The sequence below is a fragment of the Actinoalloteichus caeruleus DSM 43889 genome, assembly GCF_000429185.2.
In the GTDB taxonomy this organism is placed as follows: Bacteria; Actinomycetota; Actinomycetes; order Mycobacteriales; family Pseudonocardiaceae; genus Actinoalloteichus_B; species Actinoalloteichus_B caeruleus.
The window spans coordinates 3,179,875-3,202,141 of record NZ_AUBJ02000001.1 but is presented as its reverse complement, the minus strand read 5'-3'; the positions used below and the strand labels follow the sequence as shown (position 1 = coordinate 3,202,141).

Sequence of the window (22,267 nt, the reverse complement as noted above, 5' to 3'; positions counted from 1 at the left end):
TGTCGTCGAAGCGCGCGGCGGGCAGTTTCATGGCGATGTTGGGGCCACCGCGGAACCGGGGACTGGGCATTGGTACCTCCTGGAGTGAAGTGCAACAGGATGATTGCACTAAATCCAGCGTTCATGCAATAGACTGGTTGCATGTCGCGGGATGGGAACGAGGACCGGATCGAGCGGGACATCCTCATCGAGGCCTCACCTCGAGTGGTCTGGGACCTGGTGTCCGAACCGGGCTGGTGGATCAACGGCGGCGAGATCACCCCGCACGAGCTCCGGGCCGACGGAGACGCCCGGGTCCTGGTCCGCGACCCGGAGCACGGCGTCTTCGCCGTGGAGACCGTCGACAGCCGTCCCCACGAGTACATCGCCTTCCGCTGGTACGGCGGCCCTTCGGAGGCTGGGCGCGTCGCCGCCCTCGGGCCTGGGAACTCGACGCTCGTCGAGTTCCTCCTCCGACCCGTCGGTACCTCCTCGGTCCGGCTGCGGGTGGTGGAGAGCGGCTTCGCGGAGCTGGACGAGACCGCACTGCTCCGGCGCAGGATGCTCGACGACAACACCGAGGGCTGGCGGCAGGAACTCGCGGCGCTCCACCGGCACGTCGGACGGACGGCGCGGTGAACGGGCCCGACCGGACGGTCGTGGAGATCTGTTCCGCTCTTGGGGACGACACGCGGTGGGCGATCCTCCGCAGGCTGGAGGCCGGTGCCGCCTCCGCCTCCGCCCTCGCCGAGGGCTTGCCCGTCACCCGGCAGGCGATCTCCCGCCACCTGGAGATCCTTCGGGGAGCCGGCCTGGTCGAGCGGGAGCGACACGGTCGGGAGTTGCGGTACAGGGCGGTGGGAACACGGCTCGGTGCCGCTGCCAACCAGCTGGGCCTGATGGCCGCGGCCTGGGACCGGCGGCTGGAACTCCTCCGGGAGCGGGCGACGTCGGGAACCGAGCCAGGGCAGCCGGGGTGAGCGGTGGTCCGGGCTTCGCCGAGTGCGTTCGCGCCACTGGGCCGGCCGCCACGGCCCGACCAACCCACGGCCGACCAGCTGATCAGGCCTCCTGGCCTGGCAGCCGCCCCTCGGGGTCACCTCCCGATCCAGAGGGGCCGCGCCATGACAGGGGTCGCCACGCCGGAAAGGCAGGGCGGATACGGCCCCGCCTCACGGCCATGCGGGGACGACATCCCGCGTCCGCTCACAGGACATCGACATCACCCCGCCCGACCTCGCGCCGCGGGCCCCCCCGACCGGCCTCCGTGGCGGACCAGCAGCGGCTGCCCCGCCCTGGGCACGTCGGACTCGCCACGGACGACCGCGCGTCGCACTCCCTCCTCGGGGTGGCGGAGGGCGGCGTCGACGTGAGGCGCGACGGGAGAGCGAGGTCCTTCCTGGCATGCGCCTCGCCTCCGCCGGTTCCGCGAGCCCGGAATGTGGTGGGAGTCCTCGGGTAGCCCCCGTGCATGGGTTCACGGCGAGAGCGGCCGGCGTGGCTCGCCCCCGGCCGTGATCCGGCGCCGTGAGGACCGACGCGAGCCCCGACCCAGGAGAGCGACATGTTGCGCAGGAACGTCGCGGACGGTATCCACCGCGTGGAGCACGCCCACACCAACTGGTTCATCGTGGAGGATGACGACGGCCTCACCGTCGTCGACGCCGGGCTCCCGACCTCGTGGGAACCACTGCGGCAGGCGCTGGCCGACCTGGGCAGGCGTCTCCAGGACGTCGAGGCGCTGGTGCTGACCCACGGGCATTTCGACCACCTCGGCTTCGCCGAGCGGATGCGGTCCGAGCTGGGGGTTCCCGTCCTCGTCCACGACAACGACGTCCCGCTGACCCGGCACCCCCGCCAGTACGGCCGATCCCGGCCGCTCAGCTGGTACCTGGCCACCCAGCTCAGGGCGGCGCCGCTGGTCGCCGGATTCGTGAGGAACCGCGCGTGGTGGCCGAAACCGGTGGAGGAGGTGCACCGCATCCGGGACACCGAGCTGGTGGTCCCGGGAGGCCCTCGGGTGTTGTACACCCCCGGCCACACCTTGGGCCACTGCGCGTTCCACTTCCCCGAGCGAGACGCGGTCATCGCCGGTGACGCGGTGGTGACCCTCAACCCGTACCGGGGTACGACGGGCCCGCAGATCGTCTCCGGGGCCGCCACCGTCGACCCCGAACGCGCGCTGGAGTCGTTGGACGCGATAGCCGAGACCAGCGCGCGGACCGTGCTGGTTGGGCACGGCGACGACTGGACGGCGGGGGCCGAACGTCTGGTGGAGCTGGCCCGGCGGCACGGCCCCTCCTAGCTGGGAGAGCACCCGCATGCCCGTCGTCCGCGTCCCGTCACGTCAGGGCGGGCTAGCCGCGGGCGGGCGCCGTGGCGCGGGGTCACCGAGGCCGAACCCGTTCCTCCAGCGCACCCGTTGGCGACTTGGTGGCCGGTCCCGGGTCGGACGGCGGGTTCCGCGTCCACGCCCTGATCCCGCCGGGTGGTGGCGGATGACTGAGTCGATCCGCGTCCGCATCCGCCAGGACCAGGAACTGGTGCGCACCGGACACGTCACCATCCTCTCGACGCGGACTGACCCTGACGGTCGTTAGTGAGACGGTGGTCAGCATCCTCGTCGACGTCGCGGCCGGAACGATGTCGCGGTCCTTCAGGACGGCGGCCGGTGAGGACCCGGACGGGCGCCATCCGCACCGGCTGGACCGACCCAGCGCCAGCGGGTCAATGTCAACGGCAACTGTCCGCGAACCACGAAAAACCCTCCTGACCTGGATGGTGATCCCGATCAGAAGGGTTTCGATGGTGGTGGAGCTGAGGGGACTCGAACCCCTGACCCTCACACTGCCAGTGTGATGCGCTACCAGCTGCGCCACAGCCCCGTGTCGCTCGCTCCCGGAGGACCGCCTCCGTTCGCTCGCAGGGATACAGTACAACACCCCTGGAGGGGTGTGCGCAGGGGGGTGCCTCGGCGTCGTCGAGCTGGGGGAGAACCGCCCTGAGCTGCGGGAACGAGGACGGTCCGGCGTGCGGGCCGGTCCTGGGGCCAAGGGGCGCCCGCTGCGGGGCCCGGACACGTGCGGTTGCCGGGCTCGCCGCCTTCCTCCCAGCCCGGGCCCGGCCGCCGCCTCCCTCGGCGCCGCCCGAGGTGGGGTCCTCCCCTCTTGGGGGCCGCCGGCGGGCGGGTGGTGCCCCGGGGGTCGCTCAGCGGCCGATCGGGGAGGTGGCCCGCTCCCCGAACCCGCCAGCCGGGGCGGCCGGCAGCTCGGCACCCGTGGAGCCATCACCCTCGGAGGGGGTCGGTCCGCCGCCCTCGCGCGCGTTCTTCCGGCGGGCCAACACCCCGGAGACGACCGCGATGCCCAGGCCCACCACGGCCAGCCCCGCGCCGACGAGGTTCGGAGCGGTGAGGCCCAGCCCAGCGCTGATGACCAGCCCACCCAGGTAGGCGCCGATCGCGTTGGCGATGTTGAACGCGGACTGGATGCTGGCGGCCGCCAGGCTCGGCGCGCCCTCCGCCCGGTCCAGGATCAGCGTCTGCACCGTCGGACCGGCGGCGAAGCCGGTCACGCCGATCAGGAAGATCGTGACGGCGGCGAGCACCTTGTCGTGCGCGGTGAAGGCGAACAGGCCCAGCATGAGGGCCAGGCCGGCGAGGAACCCGTACAGGCTGGGCATCAACGCCCGGTCGGCGAGCCGGCCGCCCAGCAGGTTGCCGATCGTCATGCCGACGCCGAACAACGCCAGCAGCCAGGTCACGCTGCCGGCGTCGTAACCGGCGACGTCGGTCATCATCGGGGTGATGTAGCTGAAGCAGGCGAAGGTCCCGCCGAAGCCGAAGGTGACGATGCCCAGCGCCAGCCACACCTGGGGCCGGCGGAACGCCCCGAGCTCCCGGCGCATGCCCGCGTCCCGTGGCGCGGGCTGCCGGGGGACCAGGGCCGCGACGCTGACCAGCGCCGCCGCGCCCACCAGGCCGACCATGACGAAGGTCCACCGCCAACCGACCTGCTGCCCGAGCAGGGTGCCGAGTGGCACGCCGACGACGTTCGCGAGGGTGAGCCCGGCGAACATCATGGAGACCGCCTTCGCCCGGTGTTCGCGGGCGACCAGGCTGGCCGCGACGACGGCGCCCACTCCGAAGAACGTCCCGTGGGGCAGCCCGGCGAGGACCCGGGTGGCGAGCAGGGTCTCGTGGTTGGGGGCCAGCGCCGATACCAGGTTCGACGCGGTGAACAACGCCATCGTGCCGAGCAGCATCGTCTTCCTGGGCAGGCGGGCGCCCACGGCGGTGAGCGCGGGCGCGCCGATCACGACCCCGAGGGCGTAGCCGGAGATCAGGTGGCCCGCCGTGGGGATGGACACCTCGTTGCCGGCGGCGATCTCCGGCAGCAGGCCCATCATGACGAACTCCGTGGTGCCCAGGCCGAAGGCGCCGACGGCCAGGGCGAGGAGGGCGAGTGGCACGACTTCTCCAGATCGGTGGTGAGGCGAGTGGTGGCCCGTCGTGCGGGTGACGACGTGGGTGACCGGCGCGGTGGGGAGGTCACCCGGGGAGGGGAGGACTTCCGAGTGCGGGACCTCGACCCTGAGGCACCCTCTGCCCAACCGTGCACGAGATCGCCCGCTTCCCAGAACCGGTTGTGAGGCGAGCCACCGCGAGCCGCCCGGGTGCCCGTCACGGGGGTGGTGCCGCCGCTGCCTAGGCTGAGCGGCGCGAGTCACCGTCCCCCAGTCCCCGAAGGTTCCCGTCCCGTGCTTTCCGACGTCGTGGATGTCCTGGCCTGCCCGCACTGCCATCGGGCCTGTTCAACGACCCGGTCGGGGCTGCGCTGCGAGGAGGGGCACCACTTCGACGTGGCCCGGCAGGGCTACGTGAGCCTGCTGACCGGACGCCACTCCGGGCACGGTGGGGACACCGCGGGCATGGTCGCCGACCGGGCGGACTTCCTCACCGCTGGCCACTACGCGCCGATCCGCGACCTGGTCGCCACCGCCGCCGGATCAGCCGTCGAGCCGGGGCGCGACGGCACGTGCGTCGTGGAGGTGGGCGCGGGGACCGGCTACTACCTGGCGGGTGTCCTCGATCGGCTGGCCGGCTCCCGGGGCGTCGCGGTGGACGTGTCCAGGTACGCGGCGCGGCGCGCGGCCCGCTGCCACCCGAGGGCCGGCGCGGTGGTCGCCGACGCCTGGGCGGGGTTGCCGGTGCGGGACCACGCGGTCGACCTGGTGCTGGACGTGTTCGCGCCGAGGAACCCGGCGGAGATGCGCCGGGTGCTGGCGGCGGACGGCGTGTTGCTGGTGGTCACGCCCGAGGACCACCACCTCGCCGAGCTGGTGGGGCCGTTGGGGTTGGTCGGGGTGGACAGCAGGAAGCAGGAGCGGATGGACGACCAGCTCGGCGCCCACTTCCGGTTGGTGGAGCGCGAGCAGGTGGAGTTCGGGCTGGCCCTCGGTCACGCGGACGTGCGGCGGCTGGTGGGCATGGGGCCGAGCGCCCACCACGTCCAGGAGGTGGAGGTCTCGTCGTGGTTGGCGGGACGGCCCGAGGTGGTGGCGGTCACCGGCGCGGTGGCGCTCTCGGTCTACCACCCGCGGTGACCGCCCTCCCGTCGGCGAGGTGGGCGCTCCGGGGCGCCGTCCGGGGGCGCTGATCCGAGGCTCCGTGCCGTCGCCGGCGCGGTGTCCTCTCCGGGAGCCGGTGGCCCGTTCGGGAGTCAGGAGTGTCGGGGTCGCGTTCCCGGGTCCTGTCCCAGATCGGGACGGTCGCGGTCGCGGTCCGGAGCACCTTCGCGTCGGTGCCCCTCGGGCTTCTCGGGAACGGAGCGGAACAGGGTGATCGCCGTCCGCAGTGGATTCGTCCCCCGATAAGCGTCGAGCCCGATTGTTGCTCCGTTGTGAAGTGAATCACCTGGTTTTCTCGTTTTCTGGGGTTCGCCCTTCGGTGGCGGAGGTCGAGAACGGGAACCTCGGCGCGGATGCGGGTTGTGGTCGGGCTTGTCCGCGCGGTTTCCTTCGAATTGCGCAGGTCACGTGCTTGGTTCGTCGACGTGAAGTAGATGTGAACGCAAGTGATTCCCGATGTCTTGTGTGCTTCTTGGTTGGTGGGATATTCTGCGGCGGAGTCCTCTTTGTTCGGTGGTGTGGTGGCCCGGCGCGGCTCCGGTGAACCGTCGAATCGCTCGCCAGGTGCTCTGGTCAGGGCGTTGAGGGGAAGTTTCCATTCCAGGTCTCCGCGCGGCGGGGCGGTGAGACCGCTCCGTGTGCCGTTCTCGCGGCACGTCCGGGCGGCGACGTCACGATTTCGGTCCTCCGGGACCGGTAGGAGAGGGCATGGACGTTACCTTGGGCGATGAAGTCCGCTCGGCGCGTGATCGCGCTGTCCTGGGGAACGGTTGTTCCTGCGTGGTCGGGAGCCACGAGTTCGCGGTGGTTTCCGTGGCGCGTTTCGCGAGCGCCACCCTTCGTCGTTACGAATGCGCGTGCTGTGATTCCTGTCGGGCGAGTGAGGTTCGGGTGCGGCCGGCGGTTCGGTCCCACCGGGGTTCGGACTGGCCGACGCAGGTCATCGGAGTGATCGGCGAGGACCAGCCGGGCACGCTGGTGGGCGAGCTCCCCGCACCGCGTTACGCGGCCTGACGGGGCCGGCGCCGGGTCGCGTGACACTGGGAGCCGATCCGCGACCGTCGGCGTCCACGGCGGGTGCGGCCGATGACACTCGTGGCCGCACCCGCCTCACCAGGTTCCCGCTCCGCCGGGACGCCCTCGGTCCTCCGCCTCGTCCCCGGCAGGCGTCCCCGGTGCCTGGTCGGCGTGCGGGACGACCATCCGCTGGTAGGCCAGCAGGGTGTCCCGGTTCTGGAGGTCCAGCCATTCCACGGCCTGGGCGTGGGTGGCGCACACCGTCTCCTCGGCCGGGCAGACACCGAGCAGTTCCTCCCGCAGAGCGGAGACGAACAGCTCGTCCGACCACCGCGTGGACCGCGTCGTCAGGACGAGGGGCGCCCGGTTGGAGCCCCGGGTCGAGTCGTGCAGGTCCCTGATGCGGGTTCGGGCCGGCACGGTGGCCACGGGGGCGGTCGCGCTGTTCGGACGGGCCCCGGTCGCGCCGTCGGCGTCTCCGTCGTGGCCGAGGTCGAGGGCCCGCAGCACCCAACGTCCGTCCTCCCGTTCCGGCCACTGGGGGAGCGACGTGCGGCCCCAGATGGTGTAGTCGACCCGGGCCGGTAGTCCCGGGGTGGGCGAGGTCGCCTCCGCGCACCGCAGGAGGACACCGGTGCGCGCGGGCAACGGCGAGTCCTGCCCGCCGAGTTCGGCGAGTTGGGAGACGGCGCGCCGGATCGTCGCCTCCGGGTTGGCGGGGTGCCGGGGGCTCGCGCAGTCCGCGCCCCGCACCAGCAGCCCCACCTCGTGTCCCTCACCCAGCGCGCGGAACACCGGGGAGTCGCTGCTCGGCGCCCTACCCGCGCGCCGCTCCGCGTGCGCGTCGTCGATCGCCGAGGCGGGGAGGAACACGGTGAGACCGGCACCCGTGGTGGTCGCCACCTCGGTCATCCGCCGCCACTCCGCCGGCGAGGGGGTGCCCTCGGCCGCGAGCAGGACGAGCTGGGGCGCCCGCTCGGCGGGGGCCAGCGGCCGCGGCCACCCGGCGCTCCCCGAGGAGAGCGTCTCCGGTCGCTCGTCGGGGAGCGCCCCCGGGTCGCCGCTCGGATCGGCCGCCGTCGGAATGCGCCGGCCGGCCGGCGGGGTGTTCGTTCCCCGGGAACGCTCGTCCGGGTCGGTCCACGTGATGCCGGCGACCACCCCGAACACGAAGAACAGGGTGGACCCGACCAGCAACCACCGCCGCAGCGTCATGTGTCGTTCGTCTCCTCGGTCCCGGTGTTCGCCGCCCCCGAAGCGGTGGGCACGGCCCCTCGTCGATCACGGAGTGATCGGGAGGACCGATCCGGGCGGCCAGCCACCTGATCGGTGACAACCACCGGTGTCCGGTGGCGGCGCGGGACGGCCAGGGCTATGGGGCGTGGAACGGGCGCTGCTCCGGGAGACCCGGCGGGTTCGACGACTGGGCGGGACGGCGAGGACGACCGCGCCCGGTCGTGGGCCGGGGCGGTGGGGAGGGAGGCGGGGCGGGGCCGGCCCGGTCAGCGGACCGGTCGGAACCGCACCCGTTGACCGGGAACGCACTGCGCGGCCAGCGGCACGTCCTCGGACACGACGACCGCGACCACCGGATAGCCGCCGGTCACCGGGTGGTCGGCCAGGAACAGCACGGGGTGGCCGTCGGGAGGAACCTGGACCGCTCCCGCCACCATGCCCTCGGACGGCAGTTCGCGACCGTCGGAGCGCCGTAGTTCTGGGCCGGACAGGCGCATGCCGACCCGGTCGGACTCCCCGGTGACCCGGAACTCCTCGTGCGCCAGGCGCGTGAGCGCCTCGGGCGGGAACCAGTCGTCTCGGGGGCCGAGCCTCACCCGGAGGACGACGAGGTCCGCCGGCGACGGCAGCCACCGCACCGGGGCGACGACGTCGGCCGGCCAGGAGCCGCCCGCACTGCCCACCGGCAGGACCTGGCCCGTCGAGAGGGGCGGTGGCCCCAGCCCGGAGAGCAGGTCGGTGGACCGGGAGCCGAGCACCGGTTCGACGGCCACCCCTCCCCGCACGGCCAGGTAAGCGCGCAGGCCCGCCACCGGGGCGCCCACCCTGAGCACCTGCCCGGCGAGCACCGGAACCGCGCAGTGGATGCCGACGGGCCTGCCGTCCAGCCACATCGGGCAGGACGCGCCGGTCAGCGCGACCAGCCCCGCCTGGCGGAACCGCACCGCCAGGCCGCCGAAGGTCAGTTCGAGCGCGGCCGCCGACCCGGGGTTGCCGACCAGCCGGTTCGCCAGCTCCAGGCTCGGCGGGTCGGCGGCACCGGACCGGGGAACGCCCATCGCCGCGTAGCCGGGGCGGCCCTGGTCCTGCACGGTCGTCAACGGGCCGGCCACCAGGACGTCGAACCCGGCGGCCTCGGTCTCCCCTCGCCGGGACGCGGGGACGCGTGGGACCGGCACCGCCCCCTCCCCGGTGTCCTCGGTGGTGGGACTCCCACGACCGAACTCCGGTGCGGTCACGACGCCACCTCCTCGAAGCGGACCACCGTGCCCGGCGTCAGCAGGGCCGGCGGGTCGCGCCGCGCGTCCCACAGGGGCAGCTGGGTGTGGCCGAGCAGCCGCCAACCACCGGGGGACTCCCTCGGGTAGACGGCGGAGAACTCGTCGGCCACCGCCACCGCTCCGGCGGGAACCCGGACGCGGGGTGAGGGCAGCCGGGGCACGCGCAGCACCGGGTCGCCGCCGATCAGGTAGCCGAAACCGGGGGCGAAGCCGCAGAACGCGACGCGGTAGCGGGCGGCGGTGTGCCTGGCGACGACCTCCGCGCTGGTGAGACCGGTCAGTTCCGCCACCTCGTCGAGGTCGGCGCCGTCGTACCGGACGGGCACCCGCAGTCCCTCGCCCTCGCTGGCCGGGGAGGGCGCGGGAACCTCGATCTCGTCGAGTTCGGACAGCAGGGCCGCCCGGTCGGTGCCCGCGTCGGCGTAGCGGAGCAGCAGGGTGCGCGCCGCCGGGACGTACTCGGTCACCCCGGTGAGCGGGCGGTCGGCGAGTGCCCGCCGTAGCCGTTCCACCTCGTCGAGCGAGTCGACCTCCACGAGGAACGCCCTGTCACCCACCGCCCGGGTGGCGCGCACCAGATCTCGTGCCGTCGACGTGGGGGATGGTGGCATGGCCCCTCCCGTTCGTCCGCGAGGACCGGGACCACGTTCCCGGCTCGGCGTCGTCGCTGGGTGTCCGTTCCCATCGTCCCCCATGTCGCGCTCGCCGTCGCCTCCGACGAGTCCCCCGCCAGTGGGAGGGCGCGGCCCGGGGCCGAAGGTCGTGCGGCCGCACAACGGAAGCGGGTCCTGGCTGTGCCGGGTGACGGGGCGCGCTCAGCGCGTCGTGCGGGCAGGCGTGGGTGGGGCGGCGCCCCGCCACCGGGTGGTCCCGCGGACGGGTTCCGCGCGGGTGGGACCGTCGGTCGGGCACACCGGCCGCACGTCGGCCCAGGGCCGGGCGGCGGGCCAGCGTGCCGCCGGTCAGCCGAACGCGCGGACCTCGACCCCGGCGTCCCGCAGGGCGTCCCGGACGCGCACCGCCAACGCCACCGCGCCGGGAGTGTCCCCGTGCACGCACAGCGAGGCGGGACGTACCGCCACGTCGGTGCCGTCCACGGCCCGGACCACGCCCTCGGTGACCATCCGCAGGCCGCGGTGGACGACCTCGTCCCCGTCCCGCACCACCGCACCGGGTTCGCGACGCGGGACCAGCGAGCCGTCCGGGCGGTAGGCGCGGTCGGCGAAGGCCTCCCGCACCGTGCGCAGCCCCGCCTCCTCGGCGAGGCGCAACCACTCCGAGCCGGGCAGCCCCAGGGCGGCCAGGTCCGGGTCGTAGTCCCGCACGGCCGCGACCAGCGCCTCCGCCTGCCCGGTGTGGGTCACCACCGCGTTGTAGAGCGCGCCGTGCGGTTTGACGTAGCGGACGCGGCTTCCGGCGATCCGAGCGAACCCGTCGAGGGCCGCGAGCTGGTAGACGACCTCGTCGGCGAGTTCCCGGGGTTCGACGTCGACGAAGCGGCGCCCGAAGCCCGCCAGATCCCGGTAGGAGACCTGCGCGCCGATCGTCACGCCCCGGTCGGCGGCCGCCGCGCACACCCGGCGCATGGTGGAGGGGTCCCCGGCGTGGAAGCCGCATGCGACGTTCGCGCTGCTCACGACGTCCAGCAGCGCGGTGTCGTCGCCGAGGCGCCACACACCGAAGCCCTCACCGAGGTCGCTGTTGAGGTCCACCCTGGGTCGCTCCACGGCCGCTCCACCTCCCGTGCCCTGACTGCGCCCACCTTAGGGGCGGCGGACCCGACCCCGTGGGGCGACGACCAGACCGCGGGCGCCGCCCGCGCCGGCGTGGTGGGTGCCGCCGCCGACGGCTACTCCGGGGCACGGACCGCGCCCCGCGAGCCATCCGGTGCGTCCCTCACCCGTCGGAACGGTGACGTCCTCCCGCCACCTGCGGTTCTGGTACCCGACCGGCTGGCGATGTCTAGTACGCCTACAGCCCAAGTGAGAGGTGAACGAGGCTCCGGTTTACGATCCGTGGTGTCGTGAGCGCCCGTCAGTGGGTCGCCCGCGCAGGTGAGAAGGGTCTACATGCCAGTGCAGGAGGCACCGTGACGGCCGTCGCTCCACAGCCGATAGCCACGCGCCCGTACAAGGCGCGGAGGGAGCCGAAAGGTTCCGTCCTGCTCCGGATGATGCGCACCACGGATCACAAGCAGCTGGGCATCATGTACCTGGTCACCGCGTTCGGGTTCTTCCTGATCGGCGGTGCGATGGCGATGCTGATGCGCGCCGAGCTGGCGCTGCCCGGGATGCAGTACCTGTCCCAGGAGCAGTACAACCAGCTGTTCACGATGCACGGCACCGTCATGCTGCTGCTGTTCGCGACACCCGTGCTGTTCGGCTTCGCCAACTACCTGATGCCGATCCAGATCGGCTCGCCGGACGTCGCGTTCCCCCGGTTGAACTCGCTGTCCTACTGGCTCTACCTGTTCGGCGGTCTCACCGTCGTCGCGGGCTTCCTGACGCCGGGTGGCGCGGCCGACTTCGGCTGGTTCGCCTACACCCCGCTGTCCAACGCCATCCACTCCCCGGGCCTCGGCGCCGACCTGTGGATCGCGGGTCTGCTGGTCAGCGGTCTGGGCACCATCCTCGGCGCGGTCAACATGATCACGACGATCGTGTGCCTGCGGGCGCCGGGCATGACGATGTTCCGAATGCCGATCTTCACGTGGAACATCCTGGTCACCAGCCTGCTGGTGCTGATGGCGTTCCCGATCCTGACGGCCGCGCTGTTCGGCCTGATGGCGGACCGGCACCTCGGCGCGCACGTCTTCGACCCCGCCAACGGCGGCGTGATCCTGTGGCAGCACCTGTTCTGGTTCTTCGGCCACCCCGAGGTCTACATCGTCGCCCTGCCGTTCTTCGGCATCGTCAGTGAGATCTTCCCGGTCTTCAGCCGCAAGCCGCTGTTCGGTTACAAGGGCCTGGTCTTCGCGACCCTGGGCATCGCGGCGCTGTCGGTGACGGTGTGGGCGCACCACATGTACGCGACCGGCGCGGTGCTGCTGCCCTTCTTCGCCTTCACGACGTTCCTCATCGCGGTACCGACAGGTGTGAAGTTCTTCAACTGGATCGGCACCATGTGGAAGGGCCAACTCACCTTCGAGTCCCCGATGCTGTTCAGCGTCGGCTTCCTGGTGACCTTCCTCTTCGGTGGTCTGTCCGGCGTGCTGCTGGCCTCCCCGCCGATCGACTTCCACGTGTCGGACAGCTACTTCGTGGTGGCGCACTTCCACTACGTGCTCTACGGCACCATCGTCTTCGCCGTGTTCGCCGGCATCTACTTCTGGTTCCCGAAGATGACGGGCCGGATGATGGACGAGCGGTTGGCGAAGTTCCACTTCTGGACGACGTTCATCGGCTTCCACGGCACCTTCCTGGTGCAGCACTGGCTGGGCAACGAGGGCATGCCCCGCCGCTACGCCGACTACCTGCCGACCGACGGGTTCACCACGCTCAACGTGATCTCGACGATCGCGGCGTTCATCCTCGGTGCCTCGACGCTGCCGTTCATCTGGAACGTCTTCAAGAGCTACCGGTACGGCGAGCGGGTGACCGTGGACGACCCGTGGGGCTACGGGAACTCCCTGGAGTGGGCCACCAGCTGCCCGCCGCCCCGGCACAACTTCACCGAGCTGCCCAGGATCCGCTCCGAGCGGCCCGCCTTCGAGCTGCACTACCCGCACATGTTGGAGCGGATGCGGTTGGAGGCGCACACCGGCGGCAGGCACGGGCGCCACGAGGACGGCCCGGCGGCGCCGTCCGAGCGGACCGCCAACAAGGTGGTCCCGCCGGAGGAGCGGTCGGAGGACCCCCGCGAGAAGTGACCCACGATCCACCATCCGAGACGAGCCCCGCGACTCCCGCCACAGGGAGGCGCGGGGCTCTTCTCGTGGACCGGGACGGTGAGTACGGTCGATCCGGACCCGGCCGGACCGGAGGTCCCCGCCGTCCCGCACGGCCGGCGGGTGGACGAGCGAACGAGGAGCACCGGAGCAGTGAGCGCAGCCGACACCACCGTGCTGATGACCGTGACGGGACCCGACCGGCCCGGAGTCAGCTCCGTGCTGTTCGCCGCGCTCACCCGGCACGGGGTGGACCTGCTCGACGTGGACCAGGTCGTCATCAGGGGGCAACTCGTCCTCGGGGTGTCGGTGTCCACGCCGCACGACCCCGAGGGTCTCCAGGAGGCCGTCGAGCAGGCGATGGCGTCGGTGGGCATGCGCATCGACGTGGTCATCGGGGAGCGGGCCAGCACGGCCACCGGGCCGGACTCCACCCATGTCGTCGTGGTGCTGGGCAGCCCGCTGTCCGCCCGCGCCTTCACCTCCGTCGCCAGGACGCTCGCCGTGCTGGACGTGAACATCGACGCCATCCGCCGCGTCGCCGACTACCCGGTCACCGGCCTGGAGTTGATGGTCAGCGCGGAGGACACCGGCGAGGACACCGACGCCCGGCTGCTGTCGGCGATGACGGAGGTGTCCGCGCGGGTCGGGGTGGACATCGCCGTGGAACGGACCGGGCTCGCCCGGCGCGCCAAGCGGCTCGTCGTCTTCGACGTGGACTCGACGCTCATCCAGGGCGAGGTCATCGAGATGCTCGCCGCGCACGCCGGTCGGGAGGCGGAGGTGCGGGCCGTCACCGAGGCGGCGATGCGGGGCGAACTGGACTTCGCCGAGTCGCTGCACCGCAGGGTGGCCGTGTTGGCGGGTTTGCCCGTGTCCGTGCTCGACGAGGTCGCCGGCGCCCTCGAACTGACACCCGGTGCCCGCACGACCGTCCGGACCCTGAAACGGCTCGGCTACCGCTGCGGGGTGGTGTCCGGTGGCTTCGCCCAGGTGGTGGCACACCTGGTCGACGACCTCTCCCTGGACTTCAGCATGGCCAACCAGTTGGAGGTGGTCGACGGACGTCTCACCGGGCGGGTGGTGGGTCCCGTCGTCGACCGCGCGGAGAAGGCGGCGGCGTTGCGCCGGTTCGCCGCCGAGTTCGACGTCCCCCTGTCGCAGTGCGTGGCGGTCGGTGACGGCGCGAACGACATCGACATGCTCACGACGGCCGGCCTCGGGGTCGCCTTCAACGCCAAACCGGCCCTGCGGGAGGTGGCGGACACCTCGCTGTCCGCGCCGTTCCTGGACGCGGTGCTGTTCGTGCTCGGCGTGACCCGGTCGGAGATCGAGGCGGCCGACAGCGAGGACGGCGTCCTCAGCCGAGTCCCGCTCCAGCCCTGAGCCGGCCGGGCCCGCCGCGAGGACGTGCGACCGGGGGGCGGTGCCAGCCGGCCCGCCCGCCGGGTCGCTACTGCCAGCCGCGCCAAGCCGCACCGGGTACGGGCGTCCCTAGGCCGAGGAGCGGACGCGCCTGACCGGTGACGTGGCGTGAGTTGGCAGGATTGGGGCATGTCCGTCCTCGCACCCCTGGCCGCCAGGTACGCGCACTGGCTCGGCCTGCCGGCCGAGTCGACCGGAGACACCACGGAGGAGGACCCCGATCGGGTCGTCCTGATGCCGGTGGTGCTGCGCATCGAACGCGGCGACCCCCCGACGCGCACCGCGCTGCTGGAGGCGGCCGCCTCGGCTGCCCTCGCCGTCACCCTGGACGATCGCGCCGCGCCGGGCGGGGAGTGGCACGAGGCGGTCGCCACCTGGGTGTCGGGGCGCATCAGGAAGGTGTCCCGCCGGGCGAGGGGGGCGCACTGGCAGGCGGTCCAGCAGCTCCCGGGGCACACGGTGGAACTGCCCACCGGGTCGGCGAGGGCGCTGCTGCCGAGCCGGGTCGCGGACATGCCACGGGAACTGACCCGCCTCCAGATCTCCGGGAGCGAGGTGCCGGTCGACGAACCCGGCCCGCCGGAACCCGGAGTCCCGGTGCTCTGGCTGACGCCGGAGACGACGATGACGGCCGGCAAGGCGGCGGCCCAGGTGGGCCACGCCTCCATGCTGCTGGCGGCACTGACCGAGCAGGACACGGGCGGGGCGACCCGGCTGCGGGAATGGGCGGACCGGGACTTCCGCTGCGCGGTGCGCCAGGCCGACCACGCGACCTGGCGACGGGTGTCACCGGGCGCGGACCCGGCGTCGGCCTGGCGCGACCGGGGGGTCGTGGCGGTCCGGGACGCCGGGTTCACCGAGATCGCGCCGGGCACGGTCACCGTCATCGCCGAGTGGCGGTGACCCGGTGCCGTCCGGCCGAGGTGCCGGCTCGGCCAGCCCCGGAGCCGGCAGGTCCTCGCCGGTGGGAATCCGGGGCGGAGAGCCTGCCGGCATGCTGGGTTGATCGGGTCCGAACCGTGCTGAGGAGGGGGCGGTTCGCCGTGCACGTCGAGACGGGTGGAGCCGGCGCCGGTGACGCCGCGACCGGCAGGATGGTGGGCGGCATCGCCCGTTTCAGGGCCGAGGCCGCCGCCGGGAGGGTCTCGATCGACCCGGAGAGCGCCGAGAGCATGGCAGCCAGGATCGACGCCATCCGTGGCCGGGTAGCCCGGATGCCACGAGCCGAGCGCTCCCCGCTCTCGACGTGACCCAGGCGACACGAGCACCCGGCAGGAATCACCGGCGCCCCGGGTTGTACCCGGTATGGGGTTCGACACGGTGAGGCTGTCCCTGCTGGACCGCTCCCGCACGCGCGCGGGCTCGCCCGACTCGCGGGCGGTGTGGAACACCGTGGAGCGCGCGAACTGGGCGGAGCGGTTCGGGTACCACCGCTTCTGGGTGGCCGAACACCACGCCGTGCCCGGGGTGGCGGGGCGAGCCCGGCCGTGCTGGTCGGTGCGGTGGCGGCCAGGACCTCGCGTATCCGGGTCGGCGCGGGTGGGGTGATGCTGCCCAACCACCCACCGCTGGTGGTGGCCGAGCAGTTCTCCACGCTCTCCGCGTTGTACCCGGGCCGGGTGGACCTCGGGCTCGGGCGCTCGCTGGGTTTCACGCCTCCCGTCCGGCGGGCCCTGCGGCGGGACAGGGACGCCCCCGACACCTTCGCCGACGACGTGGCGGAACTCGCCGGTTACCTGTCCGGGACGGGCGCGGTGACGCTGCGGCCGGCGCCCGAGGAAACCGTGCCGCTCTTCGTGCTCACCGGCGGCGGCGGGGTGGGGCTGGCGGCCGAGGCGGGCCTGCCCGTGGTGGTCGCCGGGCCACTGCTGGACATCGACCGCGACCCGGGCCGGACCCGAGCGGTCCTGGACGGCTACCGGGAAGCGTTCCGGCCGTCCCCGAGCCAGCCCCGGCCCCACGTCGTGGTGTCCCTGGACGTCATGGTCGCCGACTCGGCGGCGGAGGCCGCCGACCTGCTGCTGCCGGAGGCGTGGGCGATGGCGGCCGCCCGGACGCGTGGCGAGTTCCCACCGCTGGAACCGGTGTCCGACGTCCAGGCCCGCGACCTGACCGACCGTGAACGCCGCTACCTGGAGGAGACCCGCTCCGGGGCGATCCACGGCGACCGGACCGAGGTGGCCGAGCACCTCGGCCGGCTGCTGGCGGTGACGGGGGCGGACGAGCTGCTCGCCTCGACCAGCACCTACGACCGGGACGCCCTGCGGCGCTCGGACCAGCTGCTCGCGGAGATCTTCGGAGCCCACCGCCCGGAAACCCTCCCCGGTTGACGCGGCCCGGGCCGGGCGCCGTACCCGGCCGCCGGAGGCGGTCCGGTGACGTCGCCGCGGTGTCAGTCCTCGGCGGCCCGGCGCAGCCGCTCCAGGGCGCCCCGCACCACCCCGGGGTCGGTGGTGGGCCAGAACGGTGGCAGGGACGCCCGCAGGAATCCCCCGTAGCCGGCCGTCATCAGCCGGGGGTCCAGGACCGCGACCACGCCCCGGTCGTGCACGGACCGCAGCAACCGGCCGGCTCCCTGGGCGAGCAGCAGCGCGGCGTGGGTACCCGCGACGGAGAGGAACCCGTTCCCGCCCCTGGCCGCCACCGCGCGCTGCCGTGCCGTGGCCAACGGGTCGTCCGGACGGGGGAACGGGATGCGGTCCATGACCACGAGTTGCAGGGACGGCCCCGGCACGTCCACCCCCTGCCACAGCGAGAGCGTGCCGAACAGGCAGGCGGCGGGGTCCTCGCTGAACTCGCGGACGAGCAGGGGTGTGCTGTCGTCGCCCTGGCACAGCAGTGGGACGTCGACCCGTTCCCGCAACACCTCGGCGGCCTGCTTCGCCGCCCGGGTGGAGGAGAACAGGCCCAGGGTGCGGCCGCCGGCGGCGGTGACGAGTTCGGCCAGCTCGTCCAGGTACTCCGGGGGCAGCCCGTCCCGGCCTGGCTTGGGGAGGTGCCTGGCGACGTAGAGGATGCCGCTGCGGGGGTGGTCGAAGGGCGACCCGACGTCGAGGCCGCTCCACGCCGGCCCGTCGGACCGGGGTGGTTCCTCCTCGGTGGCCACGCCGTCCACCGAGGCGGACGGGCGCGGCCCGGCGGGGAGCCCCCACTGCCGGCCCAGGGTGTCGAAGGACCCGCCCAGCGTCAGGGTCGCGGAGGTCAGGACCACCGTGCGGGGGCCGAACAGCTTCTCCCGCAGCAGACCGCCGACCCCGATCGGAGCGACCCGCAGCGCGGGTGGGGTGGCCGGGCCGTCGCCCCACGGACGCGTCAGCCAGACCACGTCCCGTCGTTCGGTGAGTTCGGGTTCGAAGGCGTCGAGCAGCCGGACGGCCGTGTCGTGGAGCTCGTCGAGACCGGACACCGCCATCTTCCTGGCCGCGCTGGCCTCGGCGTCCTCCCGGCGGTTCGGACCGAACGCGGACAGGCAGGCGTGCGCGGCGTCGCGGACCGCCGCGACGGCCCCGCCCAACGCGGGCGGCAACGCCAACAGCTCGCCGGGGGAGAGGTCCTCGAAGGTGAGCGCCAGGCCGTCACCGGCTTCGGCGAGCCGATCCGCGATGTCCTCGGGGATCAGCCGGCCGCACCGCCGGACGGCGGTGGCGATCTCGGCGGCCGTCAGTTGCACGGTGGCCACGGAGGTCACCCGGTCCACCAGGTCGTGCGCCTCGTCGACGATCACGACCTCGTGTTCGGGGAGGACGGGGGCGTCTCCCATCGCGTCGATCGCCAGGAGGGCGTGGTTGGTCACGACGATGTCGGCGCGGGAGGCCTCGGCGCGGGCGCGTTCGGCGAAGCAGTCCGACCCCACCGGGCACTTCGACATGCCCAGGCACTCCTTGGCGGTCACCGACACCTGGCGCCACGCCTGCTCGGGAACGCCGGGGACCAGTTCGTCGCGGTCCCCGGTCTCCGTGTCCGACGACCACTCGTGGAGTCGGCGGACCTGCCTGCTCAGCGCCGACAGTTCGAAGGCGTCGAAGAGCGCCGTGCCTTCCGGCTCGTCCGGGGCGTCGCCGTGGACCCGGTTCAGGCACAGGTAGTTCCGCCGTCCCTTGAGGATCGCGACGGTCGGTTCCCTGCCCAGCAGCGGGGCGAGCGCCTTCGCCAGCCGGGGCAGGTCGCGGTCCACCAGCTGCCGTTGCAGGGCGATGGTGGCCGTGGACACGACCACGGTCGTCGAGTGCGCCACCGCGTGGCGGAGCGCGGGAACCAGGTAGGCGAGCGACTTCCCCGTCCCGGTGCCCGCCTGCACGGCCAGGTGTTCCCCGGTGTCGACGGCCCGCGCGACCGCCTGGGCCATCCGCTGCTGGCCGGGGCGGGGCGCACCGCCCAGCGCGGCCACGGCCGCCGTGAGCAGCTGGTCGACGGGTGGGAGCCCGCCGTCGTCGGAGGACCGGGGGGTTGGCTCCCGCTCCGGATCGTCGAGGGTGGCGGTGCCGGCCTCCCCGGCCGAGGTCATGCTGGCGGGCGCGTCGGACACAGCGGGAGACGCTACCCGGTGGTGCCGTCAGCCCGGTCGGAGTGTCCCCGAACCGCGCCGTCCACCCCGCGCGTCCCGCCGGGCCGCGCCGCGACCGGGCGGATCGGGGGCGCGGTCATGCCCGCGTTCGGGCTCGTGTTCCGGTGTGTGTGCGGTGGGGCGACTCCGGGGGGCCGGGGCGGCGTGCTTCGAGGTGCCCTCGGGCTGAGCCGGGGGTCCGCCGCGCGGTGGGCGAGGGGCCGGGTGGCCCGCCCAGTCGGCCCACCTCCGGCCCGGCGGTCGGGGGCGCGGAGCCGGTGGGTACGAGCGGGGCGCGCCGCACCCCGCCCTGACGAGCTCGGACGGCGAGCCGGTCCGTGTCCCCCGCATCCGAGCGGTGGGGACCTCCCGGCCAGTCGTGGACCCCAGCCCCTCGGTCGGCCAGGTGCTGGGCGGCCCCGGGTGGGCCGAACATGCCGGGGGCCGCCGTCGACGTCGCGACGGCGGCCCCCGGAAGCCCGTGTGCGGCCAGGTCAGGACTTGCGGCCCCGGTTCACCAACGACCAGGCGCCGGGCAGCACGCCGGCGGCCAGCGCGGTCTTCAGCGCGTCACCCACCAGGAACGGGACCACGCCGACGGTCAGCGCCGCACCCAGGCTCAGACCACCGGCGATCATCAGCCCCGGCACGCCGACCGCGTAGATCACCAGGTTTCCCAGGGCCATCGTCCCCACCGTGCGGAGCACGGTGCGGTCGCCGCCACGGCTCGCGAGGGCCCCCACCAGGGCGCCGGCGAGCAACATGCCCAGCAGGTAGCCGACGGTGGCACCGGTCAGGTAGGCGGTGCCGCCCTGGAACCACGGCACGCCCATCGCGCCGACCGCCAGGTACACGCCCATCGCCGCCGCCGCGCGCCGCCACCCCAGCGCGGATCCCACCAGCAGGACACCGAAGGTCTGGCCCGTGATCGGGACCGGGCTGCCCGGAACCGGCAACACCACCTGAGCGGTCAGCCCGACCAGACCGGCGGCGGCGAGAACGAGGACGATGTCCCTCGCCAGTGCTCCCGGCACGACGTCGGCGAGCACTCGGTAACGAGGCGTAGTCGTCGGTGAAGCGGCAACGGACACGGAAACCTCCCTGGCACGAACAAGCCTGTCGGCGCGAGCCTAACCGGGACGGCTCGACCCCCGGTAGTGCTGTGGTCAGACGCACGAGCTCCCTCACCGCCCCTACCAGCGAGTAGGTCGGGGCGGGGGTCCTCACGCGGAGTCACACGGTCAGCGGATCCCCCACCAGTTCCGCCCCGGCGGTGGAAAGGTCCTCCCTGGCCTGGGCGACGGACTCCGGGGAGACCCCGGCGGTCAGGCCCAACAACACCCGGGTCGGGAACCCCGAGGCGACGGCGTCCAGGGCGGTCGCCCGGACGCAGTGGCCGGTGGCCAGCCCCACCACGTCGACCCGGTCGACCTGGTGGCCGCGCAGCCAGTCCGCCAGCGGCGTGCCCTGCTCGGTCGTGCCCTCGAACCCCGAGTAGGCGGCCGAGTAGGCGCCCTTGGAGAACACCGCCTCGATCCGGCTCACGTCCAGTTCGGGGTGGAACGCGGCGCCGGCCGTCCCCGCCACGCAGTGCACCGGCCAGGTGTCGACGAAGTCGGGGTCCCCGCTGAAGTGGCCGCCCGGGTCCACGTGGTAGTCCCGGGTGGCGACCACGTGGTCGTACTCGCCACCCCGGATCAGGTCCGAGACCGCCCTGGCCACCGAGGCCCCGCCGGCGACGGCGAGCGCTCCCCCCTCGCAGAAGTCGATCTGCACGTCGACGACGATCAGCGCGCTGGTCATGTCCTCACCTCGTTCTCCTCGCCCGTCTGTGGGGTTCCCACCCGGCCGCGTGTCCCACCCGGTCCGGTGGCGCGTTCGCGGTCAGGCGAAGACCGTCGGGATGGCCGGCTCTCCCCGGGAGAGGGTCAGTCCCTCCCACGGGACGCTCACCAACGCCCTGCGCAGCCGTTCCCGACCGTCCTCCAGCGTGGGCGCGTCCGCCACGGGGCCGCCGTCCCGCCACACCGGCCGTTGGAGCAACCGGTCGTGCGGGCCGAGTTCCGGTACCGGCCCGGCGGTGGGGAACACGACCTCCTCGGTGGCGGTCCCGGTCGGCCGGTGCCGGCGCAGCGCCGCCTTCCCCCCGCCCCGCGAGGTCTTGTGCGCGCTCCTCTTCTCCACCGGCCTGCCCTCCACCTCCACCAGCTTGTAGACCATGCCGGCCGCCGGCGCACCGGATCCGGTCACCACGGAGGTCCCGACCCCGTAGGCGTCCACCGGCTCCGCGCGCAGCGCGGCGATGGAGTACTCGTCGAGGTCCCCGGACACCACGATCTTGGTGCCGGTGGCGCCCAACCGGTCGAGCTGGTCCCTGGCCTGCCTGGCCAGTACTCCGACGTCTCCCGAGTCGATGCGGATCGCGCCGAGCTCCGGTCCGGCGACCGCCACGGCGGTCTCGATGCCCCGGGCGATGTCGTAGGTGTCGACCAACAGGGTGGTGCCGGTGCCGAGCACGGCGAGCTGGGAACGGAACGCCGTCGCCTCGTCGTCGTGCAGCAGGGTGAACGCGTGCGCCGAGGTGCCGGTCGTGGGTATTCCGTACCGCCGGCCGCACTCGAGGTTGGAGGTCGAGTGGAAGCCGGCGAGGTAGGCGGCGCGGCTCGCCGCCAGGGCCGACTCCTCGTGCGTGCGCCGCGAGCCCATCTCGATCAGCCGGCGCCCGTTGGCGGCGCTCACCATCCGGGCCGCCGCGGACGCCACCGCGCTGTCGTGGTTGAGCACCGACAGCACCAGGGTCTCCAACAGCACCCCCTCCCCGAAGGGGGCGCGCACCGTCATGATCGGCGAACCCGGGAAGTACAGCTCCCCCTCCGGGTAGGCGTCGATCTCGCCGCTGAAGCGGTAGTCCGCCAGCCACGACAGCGTCGCCTCGTCGACCACGCCACCGTCGGACAGCCAGGCCAGTTCCCGCTCGCCGAAGCGGAAGTCGCGCAGCGCCTCCACCAGGCGCCCGAGTCCGGCGACCACGCCGTAGCGCCGGCCCAGCGGGAGGTTCCTGGCGAAGACCTCGAACACGCAGTCCCGGGCGGCGGTGCCGTCGCCGAGCGACGCGGAGAGCATCGTCAGCTCGTAGCGGTCGGTGAACAGCGCGGTGCTCGCGGAGGGCAGTCCCGTCGACATAAGGCAGGAGCCTACGTCGGGGACCTGACCGCGTGCCCTGCTCGCGTCCGCACCGCGAGGTGAGGTGCGTGACAGGTCGGACGAATGGCT

The 22,267-nt window shown here is 73.3% G+C and carries 18 protein-coding genes and 1 tRNA gene; 9 read left to right on the top strand and 10 right to left on the bottom strand.

Annotated elements, in window-relative coordinates; genetic code table 11:
* The first annotated feature begins 141 nt into the window (after positions 1–141).
* The 3 genes from G443_RS12200 (at position 142) to G443_RS12190 (ending at position 2,284) form a co-directional block, all read left to right on the top strand.
* A complete protein-coding gene (locus tag G443_RS12200; RefSeq protein ID WP_035291273.1) occupies positions 142–618 on the top strand; it encodes an SRPBCC domain-containing protein in 477 nt (158 codons plus the stop codon).
* The gene (locus tag G443_RS12195) at positions 615–959 is read left to right on the top strand and encodes an ArsR/SmtB family transcription factor (protein WP_026417217.1); all 345 of its coding nucleotides are present in this window, start codon (positions 615–617) and stop codon (positions 957–959) included. Before G443_RS12200 ends, G443_RS12195 begins: the two co-directional genes overlap by 4 nt.
* 584 nt (positions 960–1,543) lie before the next feature.
* Positions 1,544–2,284: an MBL fold metallo-hydrolase gene (locus G443_RS12190; protein WP_026417216.1), complete on the top strand. Its 741-nt coding sequence runs from the start codon at positions 1,544–1,546 to the stop codon at positions 2,282–2,284.
* A 504-nt stretch (positions 2,285–2,788) separates the two neighbouring features.
* Here G443_RS12190 and G443_RS12185 read toward each other — a convergent pair.
* Positions 2,789–2,864 (bottom strand) — tRNA-Ala (locus tag G443_RS12185).
* A gap of 322 nt (positions 2,865–3,186) precedes the next feature.
* Positions 3,187–4,449, bottom strand: coding sequence for an MFS transporter (locus G443_RS12180; protein WP_026417215.1), 1,263 nt, complete (start codon positions 4,447–4,449; stop codon positions 3,187–3,189).
* A gap of 288 nt (positions 4,450–4,737) precedes the next feature.
* Here G443_RS12180 and G443_RS12175 point away from each other — a divergent pair, with 288 nt between their 5' ends.
* Positions 4,738–5,583, top strand: a complete 846-nt coding sequence (locus G443_RS12175) for a putative RNA methyltransferase (RefSeq protein WP_026417214.1) — start codon at positions 4,738–4,740, stop codon at positions 5,581–5,583.
* Positions 5,584–6,717: 1,134 nt separating this feature from the next.
* Here the strand turns inward: G443_RS12175 and G443_RS12170 are convergent.
* The 4 genes from G443_RS12170 to G443_RS12155 form a co-directional block, all read right to left on the bottom strand.
* On the bottom strand, positions 6,718–7,839 hold the full coding sequence (locus tag G443_RS12170; RefSeq protein WP_026417213.1) for a polysaccharide deacetylase family protein: 1,122 nt from the start codon (positions 7,837–7,839) through the stop codon (positions 6,718–6,720).
* 287 nt (positions 7,840–8,126) lie between these two features.
* Complete coding sequence (locus G443_RS12165; RefSeq protein ID WP_081715195.1) at positions 8,127–9,098, bottom strand: 5-oxoprolinase subunit C family protein; 972 nt, start codon at positions 9,096–9,098, stop codon at positions 8,127–8,129.
* On the bottom strand, positions 9,095–9,751 hold the full coding sequence (locus G443_RS12160; protein WP_081715194.1) for a 5-oxoprolinase subunit B family protein: 657 nt from the start codon (positions 9,749–9,751) through the stop codon (positions 9,095–9,097). The genes G443_RS12165 and G443_RS12160 overlap by 4 nt, the downstream gene beginning before the upstream one ends.
* 351 nt (positions 9,752–10,102) lie before the next feature.
* A complete protein-coding gene (locus tag G443_RS12155; RefSeq protein ID WP_245588663.1) occupies positions 10,103–10,867 on the bottom strand; it encodes a LamB/YcsF family protein in 765 nt (254 codons plus the stop codon).
* A 362-nt stretch (positions 10,868–11,229) separates the two neighbouring features.
* Here G443_RS12155 and ctaD point away from each other — a divergent pair, with 362 nt between their 5' ends.
* The 5 genes from ctaD to G443_RS12130 all read left to right on the top strand — a co-directional run bounded on the left by ctaD (position 11,230) and on the right by G443_RS12130 (position 16,781).
* Complete coding sequence (gene ctaD, locus G443_RS12150; RefSeq protein ID WP_026417209.1) at positions 11,230–13,008, top strand: aa3-type cytochrome oxidase subunit I; 1,779 nt, start codon at positions 11,230–11,232, stop codon at positions 13,006–13,008.
* Positions 13,009–13,206: 198 nt separating this feature from the next.
* Positions 13,207–14,412, top strand: coding sequence for a phosphoserine phosphatase SerB (serB, locus tag G443_RS12145; protein ID WP_030104072.1), 1,206 nt, complete (start codon positions 13,207–13,209; stop codon positions 14,410–14,412).
* Between the two features lie 168 nt (positions 14,413–14,580).
* The gene (locus tag G443_RS12140; protein WP_026417207.1) at positions 14,581–15,354 is read left to right on the top strand and encodes a peptidyl-tRNA hydrolase; all 774 of its coding nucleotides are present in this window, start codon (positions 14,581–14,583) and stop codon (positions 15,352–15,354) included.
* A gap of 116 nt (positions 15,355–15,470) precedes the next feature.
* Positions 15,471–15,701 carry a hypothetical protein gene (locus G443_RS12135; RefSeq protein ID WP_155886010.1) on the top strand — a complete coding sequence of 77 codons (231 nt, stop codon included), beginning with the start codon at positions 15,471–15,473 and terminating at the stop codon, positions 15,699–15,701.
* A 237-nt stretch (positions 15,702–15,938) separates the two neighbouring features.
* Complete coding sequence (locus tag G443_RS12130) at positions 15,939–16,781, top strand: MsnO8 family LLM class oxidoreductase (RefSeq protein ID WP_308208852.1); 843 nt, start codon at positions 15,939–15,941, stop codon at positions 16,779–16,781.
* A gap of 62 nt (positions 16,782–16,843) precedes the next feature.
* Here the strand turns inward: G443_RS12130 and G443_RS12125 are convergent, their stop codons facing one another.
* From G443_RS12125 to G443_RS12110, 4 genes are all read right to left on the bottom strand, one after another.
* On the bottom strand, positions 16,844–18,976 hold the full coding sequence (locus G443_RS12125) for an ATP-dependent DNA helicase (protein WP_026417204.1): 2,133 nt from the start codon (positions 18,974–18,976) through the stop codon (positions 16,844–16,846).
* Positions 18,977–19,488: 512 nt separating this feature from the next.
* Positions 19,489–20,085 carry a biotin transporter BioY gene (locus G443_RS12120; RefSeq protein WP_026417203.1) on the bottom strand — a complete coding sequence of 199 codons (597 nt, stop codon included), beginning with the start codon at positions 20,083–20,085 and terminating at the stop codon, positions 19,489–19,491.
* A 142-nt stretch (positions 20,086–20,227) separates the two neighbouring features.
* A complete protein-coding gene (locus G443_RS12115; RefSeq protein WP_026417202.1) occupies positions 20,228–20,797 on the bottom strand; it encodes an isochorismatase family protein in 570 nt (189 codons plus the stop codon).
* Positions 20,798–20,878: 81 nt separating this feature from the next.
* Positions 20,879–22,177, bottom strand: a complete 1,299-nt coding sequence (locus tag G443_RS12110) for a nicotinate phosphoribosyltransferase (RefSeq protein ID WP_026417201.1) — start codon at positions 22,175–22,177, stop codon at positions 20,879–20,881.
* Positions 22,178–22,267: the final 90 nt, after the last annotated feature.

Bases quoted from the DNA above. Each gene is read 5' to 3' on its own strand.
- G443_RS12110 (WP_026417201.1), bottom strand. From the start codon at position 22,177: ATGTCGACGGGACTGCCCTCCGCGAGCACCGCGCTGTTCACCGACCGC.
- G443_RS12190 (WP_026417216.1), top strand. From the start codon at position 1,544: ATGTTGCGCAGGAACGTCGCGGACGGTATCCACCGCGTGGAGCACGCC.
- G443_RS12115 (WP_026417202.1), bottom strand. From the start codon at position 20,797: ATGACCAGCGCGCTGATCGTCGTCGACGTGCAGATCGACTTCTGCGAG.
- serB (WP_030104072.1), top strand. From the start codon at position 13,207: ATGACCGTGACGGGACCCGACCGGCCCGGAGTCAGCTCCGTGCTGTTC.
- G443_RS12160 (WP_081715194.1), bottom strand. From the start codon at position 9,751: ATGCCACCATCCCCCACGTCGACGGCACGAGATCTGGTGCGCGCCACC.
- G443_RS12200 (WP_035291273.1), top strand. From the start codon at position 142: ATGTCGCGGGATGGGAACGAGGACCGGATCGAGCGGGACATCCTCATC.
- G443_RS12170 (WP_026417213.1), bottom strand. From the start codon at position 7,839: ATGACGCTGCGGCGGTGGTTGCTGGTCGGGTCCACCCTGTTCTTCGTG.
- G443_RS12140 (WP_026417207.1), top strand. From the start codon at position 14,581: ATGTCCGTCCTCGCACCCCTGGCCGCCAGGTACGCGCACTGGCTCGGC.